Source organism: Bacillus sp. FJAT-28004, from assembly GCF_001280845.1.
In the GTDB taxonomy this organism is placed as follows: Bacteria; Bacillota; Bacilli; order Paenibacillales; family Paenibacillaceae; genus Pristimantibacillus.
This window is the reverse complement of sequence record NZ_LGHP01000001.1, coordinates 3119678-3138669: the sequence shown is the minus strand read 5'-3', so window position 1 is coordinate 3138669 and position 18992 is coordinate 3119678. Positions and strand designations below refer to the sequence as shown.

The window sequence follows — 18992 nt, the reverse complement described above, 5'->3', positions numbered from 1 at the left end:
TGAGTAAATGAATGGATATGGTAGCGTGCCTCTCCCCTATCCGGATGAATTGTTGTATGGCGTAATCACTCGCTATCACCTACGTATGAACAACTCAAGTCCAAAGTGGACGCTAAGAGAAGTATACGGTACAGAAAATGTTATTCCAACATTGGATCTTCCCAGTCACTTGGATGATTTCACAGAGCGGAGTTCACAAACAGGAATGTCTTCCGATCAGTGGATTGATGAGCATACGCTATATCCGTTCTATGCACCCTTTCTTCCGATTGAACGCAGCAAACGACTAAAACAACTGATGAAAAGCAAAGATGGATCAGGTATTCATACGTTCGTTGGTATTACGGCTAGCACCATTGATCGAAGCGGTGAATTGAAGTTTTGTCCGGATTGTTATGAGGCTAATATTAAACAGTTTGGAGAACCCTACTGGCATCGTATTCATCAGATTACTGGTGTAATGGTTTGTCCATTCCACTGTGTTGTATTGCATCGAATAATATATCCTGTGGCGGAGCGACACGGTTTAACGGTGTTGCCAATTTCCAGATATTTATTTAAGTCGGAGCCGATTCAGAAGAATCTACCAGACAAGCTTTTATTAAAGTTGTTTGACATTGCGCTGGATGTTCAACGGCTAATAAGCGTAGGAAACTCGCTTGAGCTCTATAATCTCCGTGAGTCGTTACTTTATAAATTAAACGAACGCGGATGTTTGACGCCAGGTAAACACATTCGGCAACGTAAACTTGAAGATCAAATTATGGGCTACTACGGTCGGGAATTACTTGAAATGCTAGATTGTGTGATTTATGGGGAGCATTATTCATGGCTCGCAGTGGCAGCTAGGAAAGCTCGTAGGGCTGTTCATCCGTTGAGAAATCTATTGCTGATACACTTTCTATTTGGATCCTTCTCGGACTTCTTGGGGCAAATGAAGACAGTCTACTCCCCTTTCGGAGAAGGTCCGTGGCCATGTCTCAATAAGGCTGCGGTTCATTACAGAAAATCTATTATTGAAGGTATACGGATTACTCGTTGCACGGACACAGGTAATCCGGTTGGCACATTTACATGCAGATGTGGTTTTTCATATTCCAGAAGAGGACCAGATCATAATATTGAGGACCGTTTGCGAATTGGTCGTATTAAAGCTTTCGGGCATGTCTGGATGAATCAATTGAAGGATCATATGCAGGATGGTTTATCCTATCGGGCAACAGCCGCGAGATTAGGGGTGGATACGAAAACAATCATTAAATATGCACGCTATGATCAGGAAATTCAGAAAGCATGTGGTGAAGAGTCCCCATCATCTCAAAAAACTATAAAAGTACAGCATCCAAGAAATAAGCTTGCCGTAGGTTACGTTCGGGTGGATTGGGAAAAACGTGATCTCGAATTAAGCTGGGAAGTTGAAGAAGCTTGTAAAACGCTGCTTAATGAAAGGGAAACTAAGCCTGTTCAAATCACTATTGCCTCAATAGGCAAGCGTATTGGAAGACTGTCGTTGCTTGAGAAACATAAAGAGAAGCTTCCTGTCACAATAGGAATCCTGTCGAACTATCTGGAGTCAGTGGAACAATTTCAAATTCGAAGAGTTAAATGGGCTTCGGAACACATGAAAGACGAGTTTCCTATCAAACGCTGGAAGATTTTCAGGAAAGCTGGTTTAAAACCAGGTTATTCACACACTGTTTCTGAAGCACTTGAACGCTATAGCGGCTATGGATTACATACATCGGAATACACAAATGAGGTGACGACACAGTGCGTTCAATAGGATTTCGACCTTGGACATTTTTAGAAGATGAAGATGTCGAGTTGTTTTGGTTTGGCTCGCCTTATATGAATTATAGGAGAGATTGGAGTGTTCGAATTGCATTTAAAAGGGCTTCCGGTGATCTAAACATCCTGTCTCGCCCATGGGGGGCAATTCCACTCTTAAGACTTGGTCAGATTTATACAAATGGTAACTTGAATCAAGTTCGTCCGATGAGCGGGTCAGCCTACAATTTCACAATATCTTCTCTAGATTCAGGGGTGATTGTGAATTCCTTTAAACTGCCAAAGCGGCTAATTGATTTTGGCAAGAATCCTGAGCTCGGTATGCAAAATATCATTCAATTTTCTATAAAGGATTTAACATTTTGTATTCCTGTTATGGAGCTTCTTAGAGCAATGTTTATTAATTCAAGCCTATTAGCTAATTCTTTGCTAGAGCCACATGGCTTGGAACAACTTATTGATAAGTGTGAGTTTGAAAGAAATGTTCTTCACTTTCATCTGGGCAACCGTGTTTCTAGTGCGTTGGCTACGGAGAGTAATGCTCGTCTCATGTCGTGGATATATTTGGACTTCAAAATAAAAGCTATGTGGGATTCTGTATATCGAATTTTGTTTAGTCAAGCCGTGAATGGAACGCCTATAAATCCTTCCATTACGTTAAGGAGAGGCATTCCTCTTAGTGTAGAGTTGCCACCCACAGGCCCAATTGAAATGACAGTTCGAGGCGAAAAGTTTTTAAATACAATTTTGGTTAAAGAGATTATTGGTTTGGGGGGATTCACACATCCGGCCAATGAAATTGAATTATGGCATCATTCCAAGAAGCGACAGGAGCCTGTTTTCGGCGAAAAACGTTTACGGATAACGTCTCGTAGTAAAAATGACGACATTGTGATTAATGATGAAAGTGAAAATGCAAAAGAAGATACCAATCAGGATGTGTTTGAGGCCCCTCCCACCTACATGAAGTTTATTAATTTTCCAGTAGTAAGGACTCGAAAGAAAAGCGTGAGGCGAACGAATACAGGCAACGATGTTGTTGTTAACTCTGGTAAAGGCGGCAAATCATCGGGGGATGCAAAGGAAGTGAGCGTGCAGGATTCGATCGTAGGTGGAGATACACCGCCGATTGATTTTCAAACGTTAGAGATGGTTTCAGTTTCAGAAGCAGTTGGCTTAGAAGACTTTTTTAAGATGATTAGTATGCTGAAGGAAATGACTTCGTATTCTATTCGGATGTCCGTAGTACGAGTTCCTCCAGGTAAGCGGTTCTCAATTTGTCCGAATGGAGCTCGTCGGACTTGTGCTATCGTTCAGGTATCTAGCACAGTTATTACTAAATATATTGTCGAGGTTGCTAGACCTGATGAATGGTCGATATCGACGCTTATTTTGCAACCACTGAAAGAAATGTCATTCAAGGCGATCGAAAATGAAATTAAGTTCCTTTTGGACGGTTTAGTGCAGAGAAGTGGTCATTGGGATAAGAAAGTTTTAGAAATTCGCGAAAAATTGTTAATAGAAAAAGTGAAGCATTATCAGAATGATTCCGTAAGTGATTGGGCATCTCGCGTACAGGATAAGATTCATCACTAATTTTAACGAATTTCTCTAGTAGGTCACGAACATCTCGTGTAGAATAAGTGTGATACAGTATTTTCCTCCTGGTCAAATAGTCTTACCTGTGATATCCTGGTTCAAAACAAAGAATAGGTGGAGCTTAATGAGCGGTCAAGTATATAACGTTCTAGATTTGTTTTCTGGAGCTGGCGGAATGGCTGAGGGTTTTCTTCAAGCAGGATTTAAAATACCCAATGCATGTGATTTTAGTGCCGAAGCAGCATTAACTTATAAACATAGGCATCAACAATTAGGCTACACAGATTTAGAATTTTTTCAAGGCGATATTAGGAAAATAGCAACACCTAAAAAGATTAAAGATTTTCTAAATGGCAATGAAATATCAGTAGTTGTAGGCGGGCCACCGTGTCAAGGATTTAGTTTGACTGGAAAGAGAGATCAAGATGATCCACGAAATTATCTTTTTATTGATTATTTAAAAATAGTGAAAATTGTAAAACCAAAATACTTCGTTATAGAGAATGTAGAGGGAATCCTCTCGTTTAAAGTAAGCAAATTAAAGGCAATAAGTCGTACAATTTATGATAACGTAACAGTCCCTGAAATAATTGTTAAAGAAGCTAAGAAAATTGGTTATAGCGTAAAATATAAATTGTTAAATGCTAAAAACCATGGTGTTCCTCAAAACCGCCCCAGAGTTATTTTTTTAGGGCATCAGATTAAACGTGAAAAAGGAAAGATTATTGATGTTGTACCTCCACCGGATTTTCCTGTAATTCATAATAATATAACAACTGTTTCTCAGGCTATTTCAGATTTAAGGTTTGTGAAAAATGGAGATGCAGCAGAATCATATAACAATAGATATAAAAATTCCCAATATCAAATAGCATTAAAAAATGGTTTAACTCCAAATATAAATGGTGATGGAATAACGTCAGTTAGACTAACTAATCATTCTGCTTCTAATCATACAGAAAAAGTAGTGAAGCGATTTAAAAAACTAAGACCCAATGAGAGTATCGCACAATTATTAAACCGAATAGACGAGAAAGAACTTGAAGAATACAATACTAAGAAATATAGATGTACGAAACTTCACAAAGACAAAGTCTCCCCTACTGTTCTAACATTGCCTGACGATATTATTCACTATGATCCACAGAATCCAAGAATACTGTCTGTTAGAGAATTAGCAAGATTACAATCATTTGATGATTCTTTTGAGTTTTTAGGTAAAAGGACAACTGGTGGAGATAGAAGGAAGTATGAAACTCCGCAGTATACTCAGGTCGGAAATGCAGTGCCACCATTGTTTGCTAACTCTATTGCAAAAGAAATAATGATTGCACTTAAAGGTTCAAATGTTTGATTATTATAGTTGCTTGTAAATGGGGGATGACTATGCCTATATTACATTTTAGCTCTTCAACAAATATTAAAGATTTAGTTGGAAGAAGATTGGTAACGAATAAAATTTCAGCGATATTTGAACTCGTAAAAAACTCTTTTGATGCAGATGCAGAGGGAGTAACGGTGACAATTGATCCAGAGAAAGACGTATTAATGATCGAAGATAATGGGACTGGGATGGATTTAAAGGATATACAAGAAAAATGGATGGTTATTGGCACGGATCATAAAAAAGGAACTAATGTGACTGCAAAGGGAAGACCTCTAAATGGTGAAAAAGGAATAGGACGATTTTCAGCAGATAGACTTGGCAACAGGCTGTATTTAATTAGTCGAAAAGAAAGTGAAGAACAAACAATCAGCGTGGAGTTTGATTGGACAGAGTTTGAAGATCAAGATAACAAATTATTAAGTGATATACCTATAATGTATTCATTAGATAAAGATAAAGATAAAAGAGATAAAAAAGGTACGCTACTAATAATCACTGGTTTACGAGATGCATGGGTAGTACGGGAGATAAAAACTTTAGAGAAACGTTTAAAAGGTATGTTATCACCATTTTCAAATTTGGAGAACGACCCTTTTGAAATTATTCTGGACTGTAAGATGTTTGGCTATGACAATATGGTTTTAGAACCTTATAATTTAAATGATATAAGTTCATTGTGGGTTGAGATGAATATTGACCCGTATAACTTAGAACAGGTGAATTATGAGGTTTATAGGAATGGAGCTCTCATAGAAGAAAAAAGTTATCGTAATAAATATAATTTTGGTCCAGTAAAAGTTGTTATTTACTCTTTTGATAAAGGGGAAAAACAATCATTTTATCACAGGTTCAAAGATCATGTTAAAGATTACGGTAACATCAGAATATATCGTGATTTCTTCCAAATATACCCCTATGGTGAAGCTCAAAATGACTGGCTTGAGCTTGAACTAAGGAAGTCTCAAGGGCATTATAGATTCCTTGGAGTTCGTGACATTATTGGTTACATTCAAATATATCGTGAGCATAATACTGAATTTATTGACGCTACCAATAGGCAGGGGTTGGAAGAAACAGAGGCATTAAGTCAACTGAAGGAATTTATTGCAAAAGAAGTGATGAAAAAATTAGAAGAGTATTTTTATTACAAGAAGTTTAAAACTACAGAAAATCAACATATAGAACATCGAGTTGAAATAACAGAAGCGACTAATAAATTAAATATAATGGCTAAAGAAATTAAAAATTTCTCTCCAGAACTAGCATTACAGGTAGTAGAACTTTCAAAAGTAATTAGAAGCAGCAATCAAGAGCAAGATAAAATTATTAAGAATCAACAACAGCTAGTTGAAGTTTACAAAAGATTGTCCAGTAAGGAGACTTTATTACAAGGAATTATACATCAGGTTCTAATAAGGCTACAAAATCTTGATACATCTATCTGGAATCAAAAATCAGACTTATCGGATTTTATTATAGATGAAGATATTTCTAAGATAATCAAAGAAAATGAAGATTTTATTCTTGAGACCTCGAAGGAAATTAAAAGTTATCTTCTGGACGCAAGAAACTATCTTCTTAGGAAACGAGAAAAAGTTGAAGTTAATCTATACGATCAACTCAATAAAATATGTAAATCTTTTAGTTCAACTTTAATTAATGAATCAATTAGTTGCTCAATAACTGGCCAAATGAATGTACGATTTAGAATTGATATAAATGATCTGAAAATAATTATTGAAAATTTAGTTTCAAATTCTATAAAGTCATTCAAGATTATAGATGACAGAGAAAAAGTTATCTCTATTACATATGAGGTATCAGCTACTACTTTGAATATTATCTTTAGAGATAATGGATTAGGTATAGCAGAAGATATTATACCTCATATCTTCACCCCTTTTTATTCAACAACAGAAGGTGGATTTGGAATGGGGCTATCAATTATTGATGAATTAGTAAAAACAAACAATGGAGAAATTAATCTGATTAAATCTGATATTGGTGCTGCTTTTCAGATAAGTTTCGGCTTGGGGGATTAATTGTGGAACATCTTGTGCGCAACGTAATGATAATAGATGATTCTAAAAATATACTGAGGGAGATTAAAGCATATAATCGTATATTCGAAAGTATAAAGGAACACAACAAAATCGAGTACAGTATTCAATTTATTCCAATTCAAAAATATGATGAAGCTATAAATTTATTGCAACATGAAAGTGAAGTTTTTGATGTATTACTAATTGATTATGATCTAAGGCAATCAGGGAACACTGAGTACGGAAGTGATTTAGTTAGAGAGATTAGAAGTAAAATTAATAAACATTGTAAAATTATTTTCTATACGATGGGTGATCTTGCAGTTGTTTTTTCAGATAGAAATGAATTAATAAGTTTGTTTAATGAAGGGATTTATAAGTTTCTTTCAAAGGATACTATCTCTATGAGTGAAATACATCATGGGCAACCAGAATTACAACTTCGTGTAGAAACTATAATAGAGGCAATAAATAGTATAGATTTTGTACAAGTGACTTTAGAGAGGTATTTTGCTGAGTATGGTAAAATAATTTCTGATGAGCGGATATTAGTTAATAATAAGGAGTATACAATTAATGAAATTATTTCACTTATTAAACGAGATGAAGATACTGGTAGAATATATAAAAGTAATTTAGCTGAATCAATAATTATTCATAATATTATTTCAGGTGGACAACGATGAAAATAATACATTTCTATCCTCGCTCATCAGGAATAAATTTCCTCAGATTGTTTAGAAGTTTTTTAGTCGAGACTTATGAAGAGCAATATGTACATTATGATAAATCAGAAAATCTTCTAATTGAGTTAGCAGATAGAATAAATAACACTGACATTGTAATTTTCACTGCCCATGGTACAGAGGAGTACGTTATAGGTGATTCTGTAAGAGGACAAGTTGTACAACTTGATAAAGATAAATTAGTTAATTTAAGAAACTCATTTGTTTTTGCATTTTCGTGTTCTACAGGTAATTTGGGAAAGGAATTGTGCCTAGATCATAACGTTCTTTCATACGTAGGTTTTGATGATGTAATTGATTTAGTAGTCAAGTCAAGTATTGCTGCTTATAGAGATGAACTTTCAAAATTGCTTAAGCACATTTATAATGATGCTTTACAAGCATCATTTAAACAATTTGCACAAAAAAATTGTAATGTAACTCAATTTGAATTGTTAATATCGTTAAATTTAAAACGAAGTTTCTCTAAAGTGCTTTCTATGCGGGCGAGTGAATTAAGCAGGCAATTTAGTATTAGCCTTGTTGTTGCTAATAGCACAGTTTTTATGAAAAAACTCCATAGCGACCTTTTAACTACAATTGATTCGGTAAGGTCAAGAATAGTTGTTCATGGGGAAAGGGAATTTATTCCTTGGACATTTGTAGGGAATGATCATGTTAGAATCGGTTCTCTTATTCACGATTTGGAAAACTGTGTTTATTCTGATTCGAATGAGTATTATCGATTATTTATGCTGGCATACTTGTATTATAAGCTAAATAGAAAAACCCTAGCGTTCAATTACTATATGAAATCAAAAGAATTGTATCCTGAATATGAGCCATTGAAATTGCTTTCTTTTGAGGGTCAAATATTTAAAAAAGAAAAAAATGCTTAGGTTATACGGTAGATTTATATGTTAGTCTAATACTTTATTTTTCAGTATGTGACCCTTTTCCTCAAAACAAATAATATAAGTCTAATACTTATTTCTCAAAAGCTGACGATTTTTCAACTCAAAAACCGCGTCAAATCAACAACTCCAGTCTACAACTTTATTTTCTTCGTACAATAATTGTTAGAAGAAAATAAAGTATTAGACTCATTTGGGTGCTTCGGCATTTTAACTCCAGACATCATAGGTATGACCCCGTAACTTGTTTACGGGGTATTTTTTTTGAGCTGATCCGGATGAACCATGGGGAAAAGATTAGATATATACGAATGTCCAACTGTCAAAAGAAGATAAAGTCTTAGACTAGGAAAATAAACCATTAGACTGACTGTGTTTCATTAAGCTAACGGGCAGGATAGTTCAATCGTTTCTCGAATATTTTCTGAGTTGGATAATTTTATGAACTTTGTGAATATAACATTATCTGAAAGATACGCAAATCTTATATGTGAGGATGATTCGTTTGAAGCAAGGAATCATTGTGTTGATGAACGGAACTTCAAGTTCAGGAAAGACTAGTATTTCTATTGAACTGATAAATCAGAAAGAGATTCTTTTTCATCATTTATCAATAGATGATTTTGTCAAAGATTTTTTTAATAATAAATTTTCAGATATTGAACCTACAAGAGAAGTAGATGAGCAAGTTATCGCACAAATAATGTTTGATCCCTTAATCTCAATGTACTATTCGACAATTAAATTGTTTTCAGAAATGGGTTTGAATGTAATAGTAGATACTGTAATCGAGAATGACAAGTGGTTTAATGAGTGTCTTGATCTATTTTTCGATCAGCCTACATTATTTATAGGTGTAATATGCTCGAAAGAAGAACTCATAAGAAGAGAGCAAACAAGAGGAGATAGAAAAATTGGACTAGCAGCTTCACAGTTCAGCAAAGTATATTGCATTGATGAATATGACCTCGAAGTAAATACTGAAGAGATGAATCCAATAGAATGTGGCGATAAGATATTAAGTTTTATTAAGTCCAATAAGGAATACTCGGTATTTAAGAAATTAAGTAAAAGAAATGTTAGTGTTTCCTAGATGGCGTATCCATCAGATAGCACCATATTCAAGCATTGGGGCTATCGCCCCTCGGTCTGCCCGAGGGAATTCAGAATTAAGCTAGCGGGTAACGATAGATCAATAAATCAGTGGCAGTCATGGATTTTATTTTCTCATCCACGGTTACCGCTGTTTATATAGTTGGGTCCGGGAAGCCTACGACACTTTAGTGGAAGAACCTTGGGTCGTGAGACGGAACGGTTATTACTACATGTTCAGTTGGAAGCAGAATTGAAAGCGTTTTATCGGAATTACAGATGAGGTGTCGGACCATACTTTGCTTTGGGCTAATTCAGAAGCGATGATTGAAGACGAAAAACCGTTTCCGCGCGTTCGAGCAAGAGAAAAGGGTCTTCTCGACGGCTGTGGGACGGAAACAAAAGGAGTGAAGAATTATAGACCGAGGTATCACTTTACGCCGCCACACAATTGGATGAACGACCCCAACGGCCCTTTTCAATCGGGCGGAGAATATCATTTGTTTTACCAACACAATCCTTCTGCACCGGAATGGGGTGATATCCACTGGGGACATGCCAAAAGCCTCGATCTGGTGAACTGGACACATTTGCCGGTTGCGCTCGCCCCTTCACTCGAGCTCGGAGAGCTTCATTGCTACTCGGGTTGTTCCGTCATAAACGGCGATGATGTGACGTTGTTTTATACGAGCATCGGGGAAGGAGAACGAAACCCGACGAGTGGAGCCCAGCAGTGGGCTGCCAAGGGGAAAGACATGCGAAACTGGCACAAGCCGGACATCAATCCCGTATTGACCGCGGAGCTGCACGGAGAGCTTCGGATTACGGAATGGAGAGACCCTTATGTCTGGAAAGAGCAAGACGGATGGCGCATGTTGCTAGGAGGCATAGAGGGCGACAAAGGCTGCAGCTTGATTTATCGTTCCGATGATTTGGAAAATTGGAGCTTCACGGGGATTTTCCATCAGGGAGACGAGTGGATTTGGGAGTGTCCGCATCTGTTCCGCTTTGGCGATAAGGCCGTTCTGTTCTATTCCCCGAGCGGACCGGTTCGCTACGTTTCTGGAACAATAAGCGAGGATAAGCTGACGGACGTGATGAGGCATGGCACCGTCGACTTTAGTGGCTGGGAAGGCTATTATGCCTCAACAGGCTTCATTGACGAGAGAGGTCGTCGCATCCTGCTCGGGTGGGTTCCGGAAGGAAGAGGAGAGGATTTCCCGGCGAGCTTGGAATGGTCGGGGGCGCTGGCGCTGCCGCGTCTTGTCGACCTCAAGCCGAATGGCACGCTCGCGATGTCACCGGTTCCTGAGCTGGAGATGCTGAGGGGCGAGAGTCGAAGCTTTACGAACGTTTGCGCCCGGCAAGCTCCGATGAATACTGGCGTGCATTCGACGTCCTTCGAGTGTTTGGTGGAAATCGATAGACGGACCGCGGGGACGGGCGAATTGATCGTTTCCATATTCGCTTCGGCGTGCGGCCTTGAGTATACGGACGTGTGCTTGGATTTGGCGACGAATAAGATCGTCATCGACCGTTCAAATTCGAGCTTGTTTCCGAACGTACATAAGTCGCCGATCAAGGGGGATTTGCCGCCCGCTGATGGCGCCGAGTCGCTGAAGCTGCGAATTTTCGCAGATCAATCGATCGTCGAAGTGTTTGTCGATGACGAAACTTGCCTTTCGGCGAGAGTCTATCCTTCCTTGGATGGCAGCGACGGAATCGAGCTGCGTTCGACCAGCGACGCGGTCGTCTGCAAAGTGGAAGTCTGGGAGATGAAAGCGGCGGAAATCCGTACTGAAAAGCTATAGTTGCCAACTACTTTGAAATGCGAAAGGCGGGAGGAAGATATGAGAATAAGGAATACAGTGACAATAACGCAACGTTTTATCCATATGCCCATTCACAACGATGCTCCGCTCAGCTTAATCAGATTGATCCGGGACGGAGTTGAAATAAAGCAATTCAAACTAAAGCTTGCGGCGAAAGAAGTTCATTCCTGGTTTACACTGGATCTAAAAGATTACAAAGGGTGCGAATTGGAAACAGAATCGAGTAACGAAGTGTTTCGCGCGGAGCACGTCATTTTTCAAAACGATCAAGCGGCAGAAGGAGATTTATACCGGGAGAAATATCGTCCTCAGTTCCATTTTTCAATGAAAAAGGGCACGATTAGCGAACTCATCGACTTCTATCATGAGCATGGACAATGGCATCTATGGTATGAACATAGCCTCTACGAAAATAGTGAATCAGATAAGTTTTCGGGTTATGCGGTCAGCAAGGATTTAATCCACTGGAATGAAGCGGATGTGGATTATAATCTACTACAAACGCAAAACAAGAAGCGCAATAGGAAGTACGCTTCCAGCTTATTGGAGATGCCGGTGGACGGCAATAAAGAACAAACAAAATGGCTTTGTGTTCATGAGGATAACACGTATTCGATAGGACATTTATCAGGTCATCGTTTCATCGCCGAGAGTGAACGCGTTGCGTTGTGGTACGGATTCCATTCCGAATTATTGTCTTATAAGGCTGATAATAACCGCTGTTTTCTTATCGGTTTTAGTCAAGGAATGAGTTGTTTGGAAATGCCGTTCAATCAACAAATGCTCATTACCGAGTTGAACTTGCGAAAGACGGAGGATGGGATCAAGCTTCAAGCTGCGCCAGTCAATGAACTTCAAAATTTACGTGTATGGCAAAGATGCTGGTCGGAAATCACATGTAATGATGGGCAAAGCTTTGAAGAGGACTTACGTTTTAGGATCGCTCCTGATGAATGGCCGGGCATTCGTATTTTGCCAGCCGAAAGAAAACCGGACGATATTTTCTCGGATATGCTGGAAGTACTGCTGGAGCTAGAAATAGAAGCGGATAGTCTTCTTGAAGTTCAACTCTATGGAATAAATATCGTATTGGATAGGGCCCAGCAATCAATCGAATGTCGGGGCGTAGTCGCTCCGTTAACACAAGATAGTGGAAAGATTAAGCTGCAATTGCTGCTAGATAAAGCATCAATAGAGATTTTCGCCTGCGAGGGCGAAGTGGTGATGTCAATTGCCGTAGAACCCTTATATGAACAACGGAAAATTCGATTGCTGTGTCATAGAGGGAAAGTAAGGGCGGATTCCGTGGAGGTATTCGGGCTGCGTAGCATTTGGTCGAATTCGGAAGAAAGACTGCTGATAAACGAGGCGGTTAAAGACAATACGATTGTCTACCGATCGGATAGCTACACGATTTTCAAGCATCGAGTAGAAGACTCTGTTTATGGAGAACCACCTGCTTACGTGCCCGATCGCAATACGATTATTTCTCCAACCCGTGCAATCGAAGAATTTAGCTGGCGCCGAACCGAGTGGAGCGATATGACGCGCGTCATTGATCGCGACAATGTGTGGCAACCTCAGCATGGAATTGCGAGGTTGCCGGATATCCATACGGGTCATGCGACGATCGATGCAGCGTACCGTCTTGCTTCCGACATTTTTTATCGCTGCGGTTCGAAAGAGTTTGCCCGGCCGGGCGAGGAAGGCATGTGGACCGCGGGGCAATTCCAGGGTCCGGGCGATGGCTTCGGCGTGTGGGTAAGGGATACCGCGCATGTTGCCATTCGAACAGGGAATATCTTGGATCCAGAAGGGGCTAGAAGATCGTTGCTCTTTACGACGAAGGGCGGCTTTGATAATGGCGTTGATGGCACAGCGATGCCGATTGTCGGGATATGGGATTATTATTTGGCGACGGGCGATCTGACGTTAATCAAAGAAACCTGGCACAGCCTTAAAGTAAGGATTGCCAAGCTTGAAGAAAGCTTTGACCCGGATCAAGGATTAATTCCTGCCGATCAATCAACCTCTAACGATGCTTTTCCAGAGCCGGAATGCGGCGGATTCAGCCTTGCGACCGAAATTTACTTCATGGAGGCTTTCCGTGCGATGTCGCGCATGGGAGTATATATGGGGGAATCGGAGAGTCAAATTAAAGATTGGGCCGATAGAGGTGAGCTCATTCTTGGCCAGATTCAAAGCCAATACTGGAAGGAAGAAGTAGGCTATTTTACAAGCGGTCCGATCGGCAGCGAGAGCCATCAACATGGCTATTGGGAATCCGCTGGACAAGAGATCGCGATGTGGCCGCGCTACGGAGTGGCGACTCCGGAGCAGAGGCGGAGCATCTTGAATCGGCTTCCCGAGGTTGCGATGAACGAATTCGGAGTAAACGTATTTCCTTATCGTCAAGAATCCAATCACTTCTGCAATTCGGCGTGGGTTGTATGGACAAGCGGGATGGCAGCCGCTGCAGGGCGAGAAGGGAGGTTGGATCTCCTCATGACATTCATTGCGCAGCAGACGCGCAATAGCGTTATGAATAAGACTTTTTATGAAGCGATTGATTATCAAACAGGAAGGGCATGGCGCTGGCCGGGTCAGCTCTGGCATGCCGCTGGCTTTATTTCCTATTTTCACTTGGGTGTTTTGGGTATGGAATATGATGAACAAGGCCTTACCTTTGCACCAGCGGTGCCCGAGACTCTACGCGATCTGAGAGTAGAGAATCTTCGTTATCGGATGGCGATATTCGATATCATTGTCCATGGTTGGGGTACAGAGTTTGTGATGAAATGCGATGGCAATCAAGTGGATCAGCTTCCTGCCGAAATTAACGGCAAGCATTTAATAGAGTTCTGGGCTGTACAATGAAACGTTATCTTCATGAATAAAGGATTAAACTAAGCCGCTATTACTCTTGTACCCGTTCCTTCAGAAGTATTTCATGAAAGGTCTTGTACTCGGGAGTGTGAAGGGGTAAAATGACCGGCATCGATTTGGCGATAATCCTGAATTACGAAAGTCCACTGTAACAAGTGATATTGTATAAACTTATACTAGGAGAAGAGGAACGACATGACGCAGAAATACGATATAGCCGCATATATATGGCCTGCCTATACAGGTGACGAACCGCGAACGAGAATGTTCTGGCCGGAAGGTATGGGTGAATGGCAGTCCGTCAAGAACGCCGTTAAGAAGTTTCCTGAGCATAATTGGCCTCGCAAGCCGCTATGGGGGTACTGCAACGAAGCAGATCCTTATGTAATGGAAATGCAAATTAATGCAGCAGCGGATCATGGCGTCAATGTATTTATTTATGATTGGTATTGGTATGATCGCCGTCCTTTTCTTGAGAATTGCTTAAATGATGGTTATTTGAAGGCTAAGAATAACGATAGAGTGAAATTTTATTTAATGTGGGCTAACCATAATGTCAATAATACTTGGGATATTCGCAATTCACATGACCAAGATAATATGATATGGGATGCTGCTGTTGATCGCAAGGAATTTGAGGTTATTGCACACCGGTTGATTAATCAGTATTTTAAACATCCGTCTTATTACACAATCGCAGGTAAACCTGTGTTTATGATTTATGATTTAGCGAACTTAATCAAGGGTTTAGGCGGGGCACAAGAAACGAAAGAGGCATTTGAATGGTTTAGAGCATTGGCTGTTAGCGAAGGATTGCCTGGGCTTCATTTACAGCTAACGAAATGGGGGGAGGCCAATTACAATTTAAGTGGAGTGGATGAGGGCGAAAAAGTGACCTCAAATGAAATCGCCAATTTCCTTGGATTTGATAGCATGACCCATTATCAGTTTGTACATTTTGTTGATATAGATCGTGATTATAATGAAATTATGGTGGATGTTGTTGCAGAATGGGCGCAGATTGAAGCGAAGCATGATATTCCATACTATCCTCATATTTCATTAGGCTGGGATAATAACCCTAGATTCAAAAATTTAGTGAATGGAATTGTGAAAAATAATACACCTGAGAATGTTCAATTAGCTTTTGAACAAGCAAAAGCTTATGCCGATGCTCATCCAGAACAGCCCCCATTAATCACCATAAACAGCTGGAATGAGTGGACGGAGACGAGCTATCTATTGCCTGATGATTTGTATGGCTACGGGTATTTAGAGGCCGTTAAAAAGACGTTCCTCAAGTAGCAAGCGCGATGGCGTGGAGGCAGGGAGCAGTAATGAATTGATATTTTTGCGTGCTGAAGCCCACCGACCAATAGGTCAGTGGGCTTCATATTTATTTACGCGGCCCGGACTACTTGCCTCGGACTGGAGCTTCCTTAAGCTGTGTAAGTATCACATCTATCGTATTATCAATAAATGATCGTTCTGGACGAGCTTTCATGATTACGGTTAATCCAATTAACGATACGATTAGCGACTGCGATAAAGCCTTCGCGCTTACCTCGATTTCGAGCTCACCTGATTGTATACCTCGTTCAATCGTTTCTTGAAAGATGACCGATAGGTACATTTGATGTTCCCTTGTAAGAACTTCAAATTTCTCATCATGTGGTGCAAGTTCGACCATGGTATTGATGCAAAAGCAGCCTCGGCTGCGATCTTCTGCATATTCCTCTGCAACTATACCTTCAAAAAAAGTGCGAAATGCTTCTTTTACAGTAGGATGGTTCTGAAGTCTAGTCCGGATAAGAGATGCGCGCGACATCGTGTATTTGCGCAGCGCAGCTTCGAATAACTCTTTTTTATCACCAAAAGCCGAGTATATACTAGGTCGTTGAATTCCCATTTTGGAAGTTAAATCGCTTAATGAGGTAGCCTCATATCCCTTCTCCCAAAATAGCTGCATAGCTGCTTCTAATACTTTTTCTTCGTCAAACTCGCGGGTTCTTCCCATAGTCAAAACCTCTCGTTACTCTTAATTTTCCAACGATTCAAATGTAAAGCCAACTATCTTCATTTACGTACCAATTGGTATATTATTATTTTATATTTTGCGGTTTACATTGTCAAATATATGACGGATTTTTCAACAAATAAAAATCGGATTTCAAACTAAAACCAAGTATATCTAATATTTTCATTGACAGGAATAGTTTATATGAGCTATATTTACCGAGCTGAATAACGTACTGATCGGTATGATATTAAGCTCGGTATTGAAAATGAATTTAGAAAGGAGTGTTCCAAATAGAAAAGGTTAGAGAAAAAGCAGTAGTCAATAACAATGTAAAGGTGAATTCGTCACAAGGGGCGCTTATCCATTTTGATTCCGTTCATGCTTCTTCCATGTCTCGATATGTGACACTATTGTTTGCGGTTGCTTGCGGGATGTCTGTTGCCAATATCTACTACGCACAGCCGCTGCTTAATAATCTGTCGATTGAGTTTGGTATTGACTATTCAACCATTGGCATTTTGATTACAATCACCCAAATTTTTTATGGATTGGGACTGTTGTTGCTAGTACCGCTTGGAGATTTACTGAACCAGCGCCGACTGATTATCGGTCAAATGTTATTATCCGTGATAGCTCTAATTATCGTTGGCATTGCCTCCTCCAGCATGGTGCTTTTCGCAGGTATGGCTATGGTGGGACTACTTGCTGTTGTAACGCAGACTCTTGTGGCGTTTGCAGCGACAATGGCTGCCCCTGCCGAAAGAGGACGTGTCGTTGGCATGGTAACAAGCGGAATTGTAATTGGCATCCTTCTTGCTCGAACCATTGCAGGAGTATTAACTGATCTTGCGGGTTGGCGTTCCGTTTATCTATTCTCTGCAGCATTGATGCTTCTTGTGGTTTATGCCTTATTTAAGGTATTGCCAAGTGTTAAGCGGGAGGTAAAATCACTGTCCTATGCAGAGCTGCTTAAGTCGGTGTTTATGTTGCTCGTCCAAGAGAGAGTTTTACGCATCCGCGCTATTTTGGCTATGTTGATTTTTGCGGCTTTCAGCATATTGTGGACTTCATTAGTACTGCCTCTTAGCGCACCGCCATTATCTCTTTCGCACACTGCAATAGGGGCGTTTGGCCTCGTAGGAGTTGTTGGAGCGTTAGCTGCAGCACGGGCGGGGCGGCTAGCCGATCGAGGTTACGGACAGAGAACGACAGGTATAGCTTTGATTCTATTGCTGCTATCTTGGTTGCCAATCAGCTACACAGAACGGTCGCTGTTCGCCTTGGTCATTGGCATTGTTCTGCTTGATTTGGCTGTGCAGGCCGTGCATGTCACGAATCAAAGTATGATTTTCGCATTACGTGCGGAGGCTCGCAGTCGGCTTGCATCTGGATACATGGTTTTTTATTCCATTGGAAGTGCCGTCGGTTCAATCTCATCGACCCTTATCTATGCACGTTATGGCTGGGACGGAGTATGCTTGCTCGGGGCTTCTGTTAGTGCTTTAGCGCTTCTGTTTTGGGCAATGACCAACCGCGCTACCGCTGCCACATTAAAATAAAACTTATATAACCATTTGAATAGGAGAGATTGGCCATGGAGATAGGTATAACTTCGTTTGTAGAAACAAAACCGGATATGCAGACTGGTGTAGTGATAAGTCACGCACAGCGATTGCGTGAAGTTGTTGAGGAAATTGTCCTTGCCGATCAGGTGGGACTTGATGTGTTTGGTGTAGGTGAGCATCATCGGAAGGATTATGCAGCATCTTCACCAGCAGTTGTGCTGGCTGCGGCTGCATCACAAACGAAACGGATTAAGCTAACGAGTGCAGTAACGGTGCTTTCTTCATCTGACCCGGTACGTGTTTTTCAGGATTTTGCTTCGCTCGATGGTATTTCAAATGGACGTGCGGAGATTATGGCTGGCCGGGGTTCCTTTATCGAATCTTTTCCACTGTTTGGCTGTGATTTGAATGACTATGATGAGCTGTTCGAGGAACATTTGGAATTGCTTCTAAAAATACGAGGGTCCGAAAAAGTAACATGGAAGGGCGGGCATCGGCCAGCGATTAATGATTTAGGCGTTTATCCACGGCCTGTTCAGAATTCTTTACCGATATGGGTTGGCAGTGGGGGCAATCGGGACTCTGCAATCCGTGCAGGTCTGTTAGGATTGCCACTGATGCTGGCGATCATTGGTGGAAGTCCGATGCAATTTGAGCCGCTCGTTCAGCTTTATAAGAAAGCGGCTGCGCACGCTGGCCATGACGAATCGCGCCTTAAAGTTGGGTCTCATTCCATAGGTTTTGTTGCAGAGAATACGGATCTAGCGGCAGATACATTTTTCCCTTCTACTCAAGCAGGTATGAATAAACTCGGCAAAGAGCGGGGCTGGGCGCATTATGATCGTTCCAGCTTTGACGCAGCCCGCAGCTTTGAAGGAGCACTTTATGTTGGTGATCCGGAGACTGTTGCCCAAAAGATCATTCATCTTCGTAAAAATGTAGGCGTTACACGCTTTATGATGTATGTGCCTTTAAGCACTATGCCGCATGACCAAGTGATGAGAGCCATTGAGTTGCTAGGCACAGAGGTAGCGCCCCGGGTTCGAGAGGAAATAGCCAAGTGGGAAGCTGAGATGGAAAAAGAATCATAATTCAATTGTAGTTATTAACTACAATGTATCCGAAAATAAATTTAATTTTAG

13 protein-coding genes are annotated in these 18992 nt (G+C 40.6%); 12 read left to right on the top strand and 1 reads right to left on the bottom strand.

From position 1 onward, the window contains the following. Window positions 1-7 precede the first annotated feature (7 nt). The 10 genes from AC787_RS13585 (at window position 8) to AC787_RS13540 (ending at window position 15570) form a co-directional block, all read left to right on the top strand. A complete protein-coding gene (locus tag AC787_RS13585; RefSeq protein WP_054025276.1) occupies window positions 8-1783 on the top strand; it encodes a TnsD family Tn7-like transposition protein in 1776 nt (591 codons plus the stop codon). Further along, a complete protein-coding gene (locus AC787_RS13580; protein ID WP_054025275.1) occupies window positions 1771-3384 on the top strand; it encodes a Tn7-like element transposition protein TnsE in 1614 nt (537 codons plus the stop codon). Before AC787_RS13585 ends, AC787_RS13580 begins: the two co-directional genes overlap by 13 nt. A 127-nt stretch (window positions 3385-3511) precedes the next feature. After that, window positions 3512-4741 (top strand): DNA cytosine methyltransferase, encoded by a 1230-nt coding sequence (locus AC787_RS13575; RefSeq protein ID WP_054025274.1) that lies wholly within the window; start codon window positions 3512-3514, stop codon window positions 4739-4741. 32 nt (window positions 4742-4773) lie between these two features. Further along, the gene (locus AC787_RS13570) at window positions 4774-6816 is read left to right on the top strand and encodes a sensor histidine kinase (protein WP_054025273.1); all 2043 of its coding nucleotides are present in this window, start codon (window positions 4774-4776) and stop codon (window positions 6814-6816) included. Window positions 6817-6818: 2 nt separating this feature from the next. Then, window positions 6819-7502 (top strand): response regulator, encoded by a 684-nt coding sequence (locus AC787_RS13565; protein WP_054025272.1) that lies wholly within the window; start codon window positions 6819-6821, stop codon window positions 7500-7502. Beyond that, window positions 7499-8440 (top strand): hypothetical protein, encoded by a 942-nt coding sequence (locus AC787_RS13560; RefSeq protein ID WP_054025271.1) that lies wholly within the window; start codon window positions 7499-7501, stop codon window positions 8438-8440. The genes AC787_RS13565 and AC787_RS13560 overlap by 4 nt, the downstream gene beginning before the upstream one ends. A 520-nt stretch (window positions 8441-8960) precedes the next feature. Continuing rightward, window positions 8961-9548, top strand: coding sequence for a chloramphenicol phosphotransferase CPT family protein (locus AC787_RS13555; protein ID WP_054025270.1), 588 nt, complete (start codon window positions 8961-8963; stop codon window positions 9546-9548). Window positions 9549-9831: 283 nt separating this feature from the next. Next, window positions 9832-11358, top strand: coding sequence for a glycoside hydrolase family 32 protein (locus tag AC787_RS13550; protein ID WP_235560976.1), 1527 nt, complete (start codon window positions 9832-9834; stop codon window positions 11356-11358). A gap of 39 nt (window positions 11359-11397) precedes the next feature. After that, window positions 11398-14256, top strand: coding sequence for a GH32 C-terminal domain-containing protein (locus AC787_RS13545; protein ID WP_054025269.1), 2859 nt, complete (start codon window positions 11398-11400; stop codon window positions 14254-14256). A gap of 204 nt (window positions 14257-14460) precedes the next feature. Then, on the top strand, window positions 14461-15570 hold the full coding sequence (locus tag AC787_RS13540; protein ID WP_054025268.1) for a glycoside hydrolase family 99-like domain-containing protein: 1110 nt from the start codon (window positions 14461-14463) through the stop codon (window positions 15568-15570). A 109-nt stretch (window positions 15571-15679) separates the two neighbouring features. Here the strand turns inward: AC787_RS13540 and AC787_RS13535 are convergent, their stop codons facing one another. Then, window positions 15680-16282 (bottom strand): TetR/AcrR family transcriptional regulator, encoded by a 603-nt coding sequence (locus AC787_RS13535; protein WP_054025267.1) that lies wholly within the window; start codon window positions 16280-16282, stop codon window positions 15680-15682. Window positions 16283-16674: 392 nt separating this feature from the next. Here AC787_RS13535 and AC787_RS13530 point away from each other — a divergent pair, with 392 nt between their 5' ends. After that, window positions 16675-17844 carry an MFS transporter gene (locus AC787_RS13530; protein WP_054027057.1) on the top strand — a complete coding sequence of 390 codons (1170 nt, stop codon included), beginning with the start codon at window positions 16675-16677 and terminating at the stop codon, window positions 17842-17844. Between the two features lie 35 nt (window positions 17845-17879). Further along, on the top strand, window positions 17880-18941 hold the full coding sequence (locus AC787_RS13525) for an LLM class flavin-dependent oxidoreductase (protein WP_054025266.1): 1062 nt from the start codon (window positions 17880-17882) through the stop codon (window positions 18939-18941). The last annotated feature ends 51 nt before the right edge of the window (window positions 18942-18992 follow it).

Bases quoted from the DNA above. Each gene is read 5' to 3' on its own strand.
- AC787_RS13585 (WP_054025276.1), top strand. From the start codon at position 8: ATGAATGGATATGGTAGCGTGCCTCTCCCCTATCCGGATGAATTGTTG.
- AC787_RS13575 (WP_054025274.1), top strand. From the start codon at position 3,512: ATGAGCGGTCAAGTATATAACGTTCTAGATTTGTTTTCTGGAGCTGGC.
- AC787_RS13570 (WP_054025273.1), top strand. From the start codon at position 4,774: ATGCCTATATTACATTTTAGCTCTTCAACAAATATTAAAGATTTAGTT.
- AC787_RS13560 (WP_054025271.1), top strand. From the start codon at position 7,499: ATGAAAATAATACATTTCTATCCTCGCTCATCAGGAATAAATTTCCTC.
- AC787_RS13545 (WP_054025269.1), top strand. From the start codon at position 11,398: ATGAGAATAAGGAATACAGTGACAATAACGCAACGTTTTATCCATATG.
- AC787_RS13540 (WP_054025268.1), top strand. From the start codon at position 14,461: ATGACGCAGAAATACGATATAGCCGCATATATATGGCCTGCCTATACA.
- AC787_RS13535 (WP_054025267.1), bottom strand. From the start codon at position 16,282: ATGGGAAGAACCCGCGAGTTTGACGAAGAAAAAGTATTAGAAGCAGCT.
- AC787_RS13530 (WP_054027057.1), top strand. From the start codon at position 16,675: ATGTCTCGATATGTGACACTATTGTTTGCGGTTGCTTGCGGGATGTCT.
- AC787_RS13525 (WP_054025266.1), top strand. From the start codon at position 17,880: ATGGAGATAGGTATAACTTCGTTTGTAGAAACAAAACCGGATATGCAG.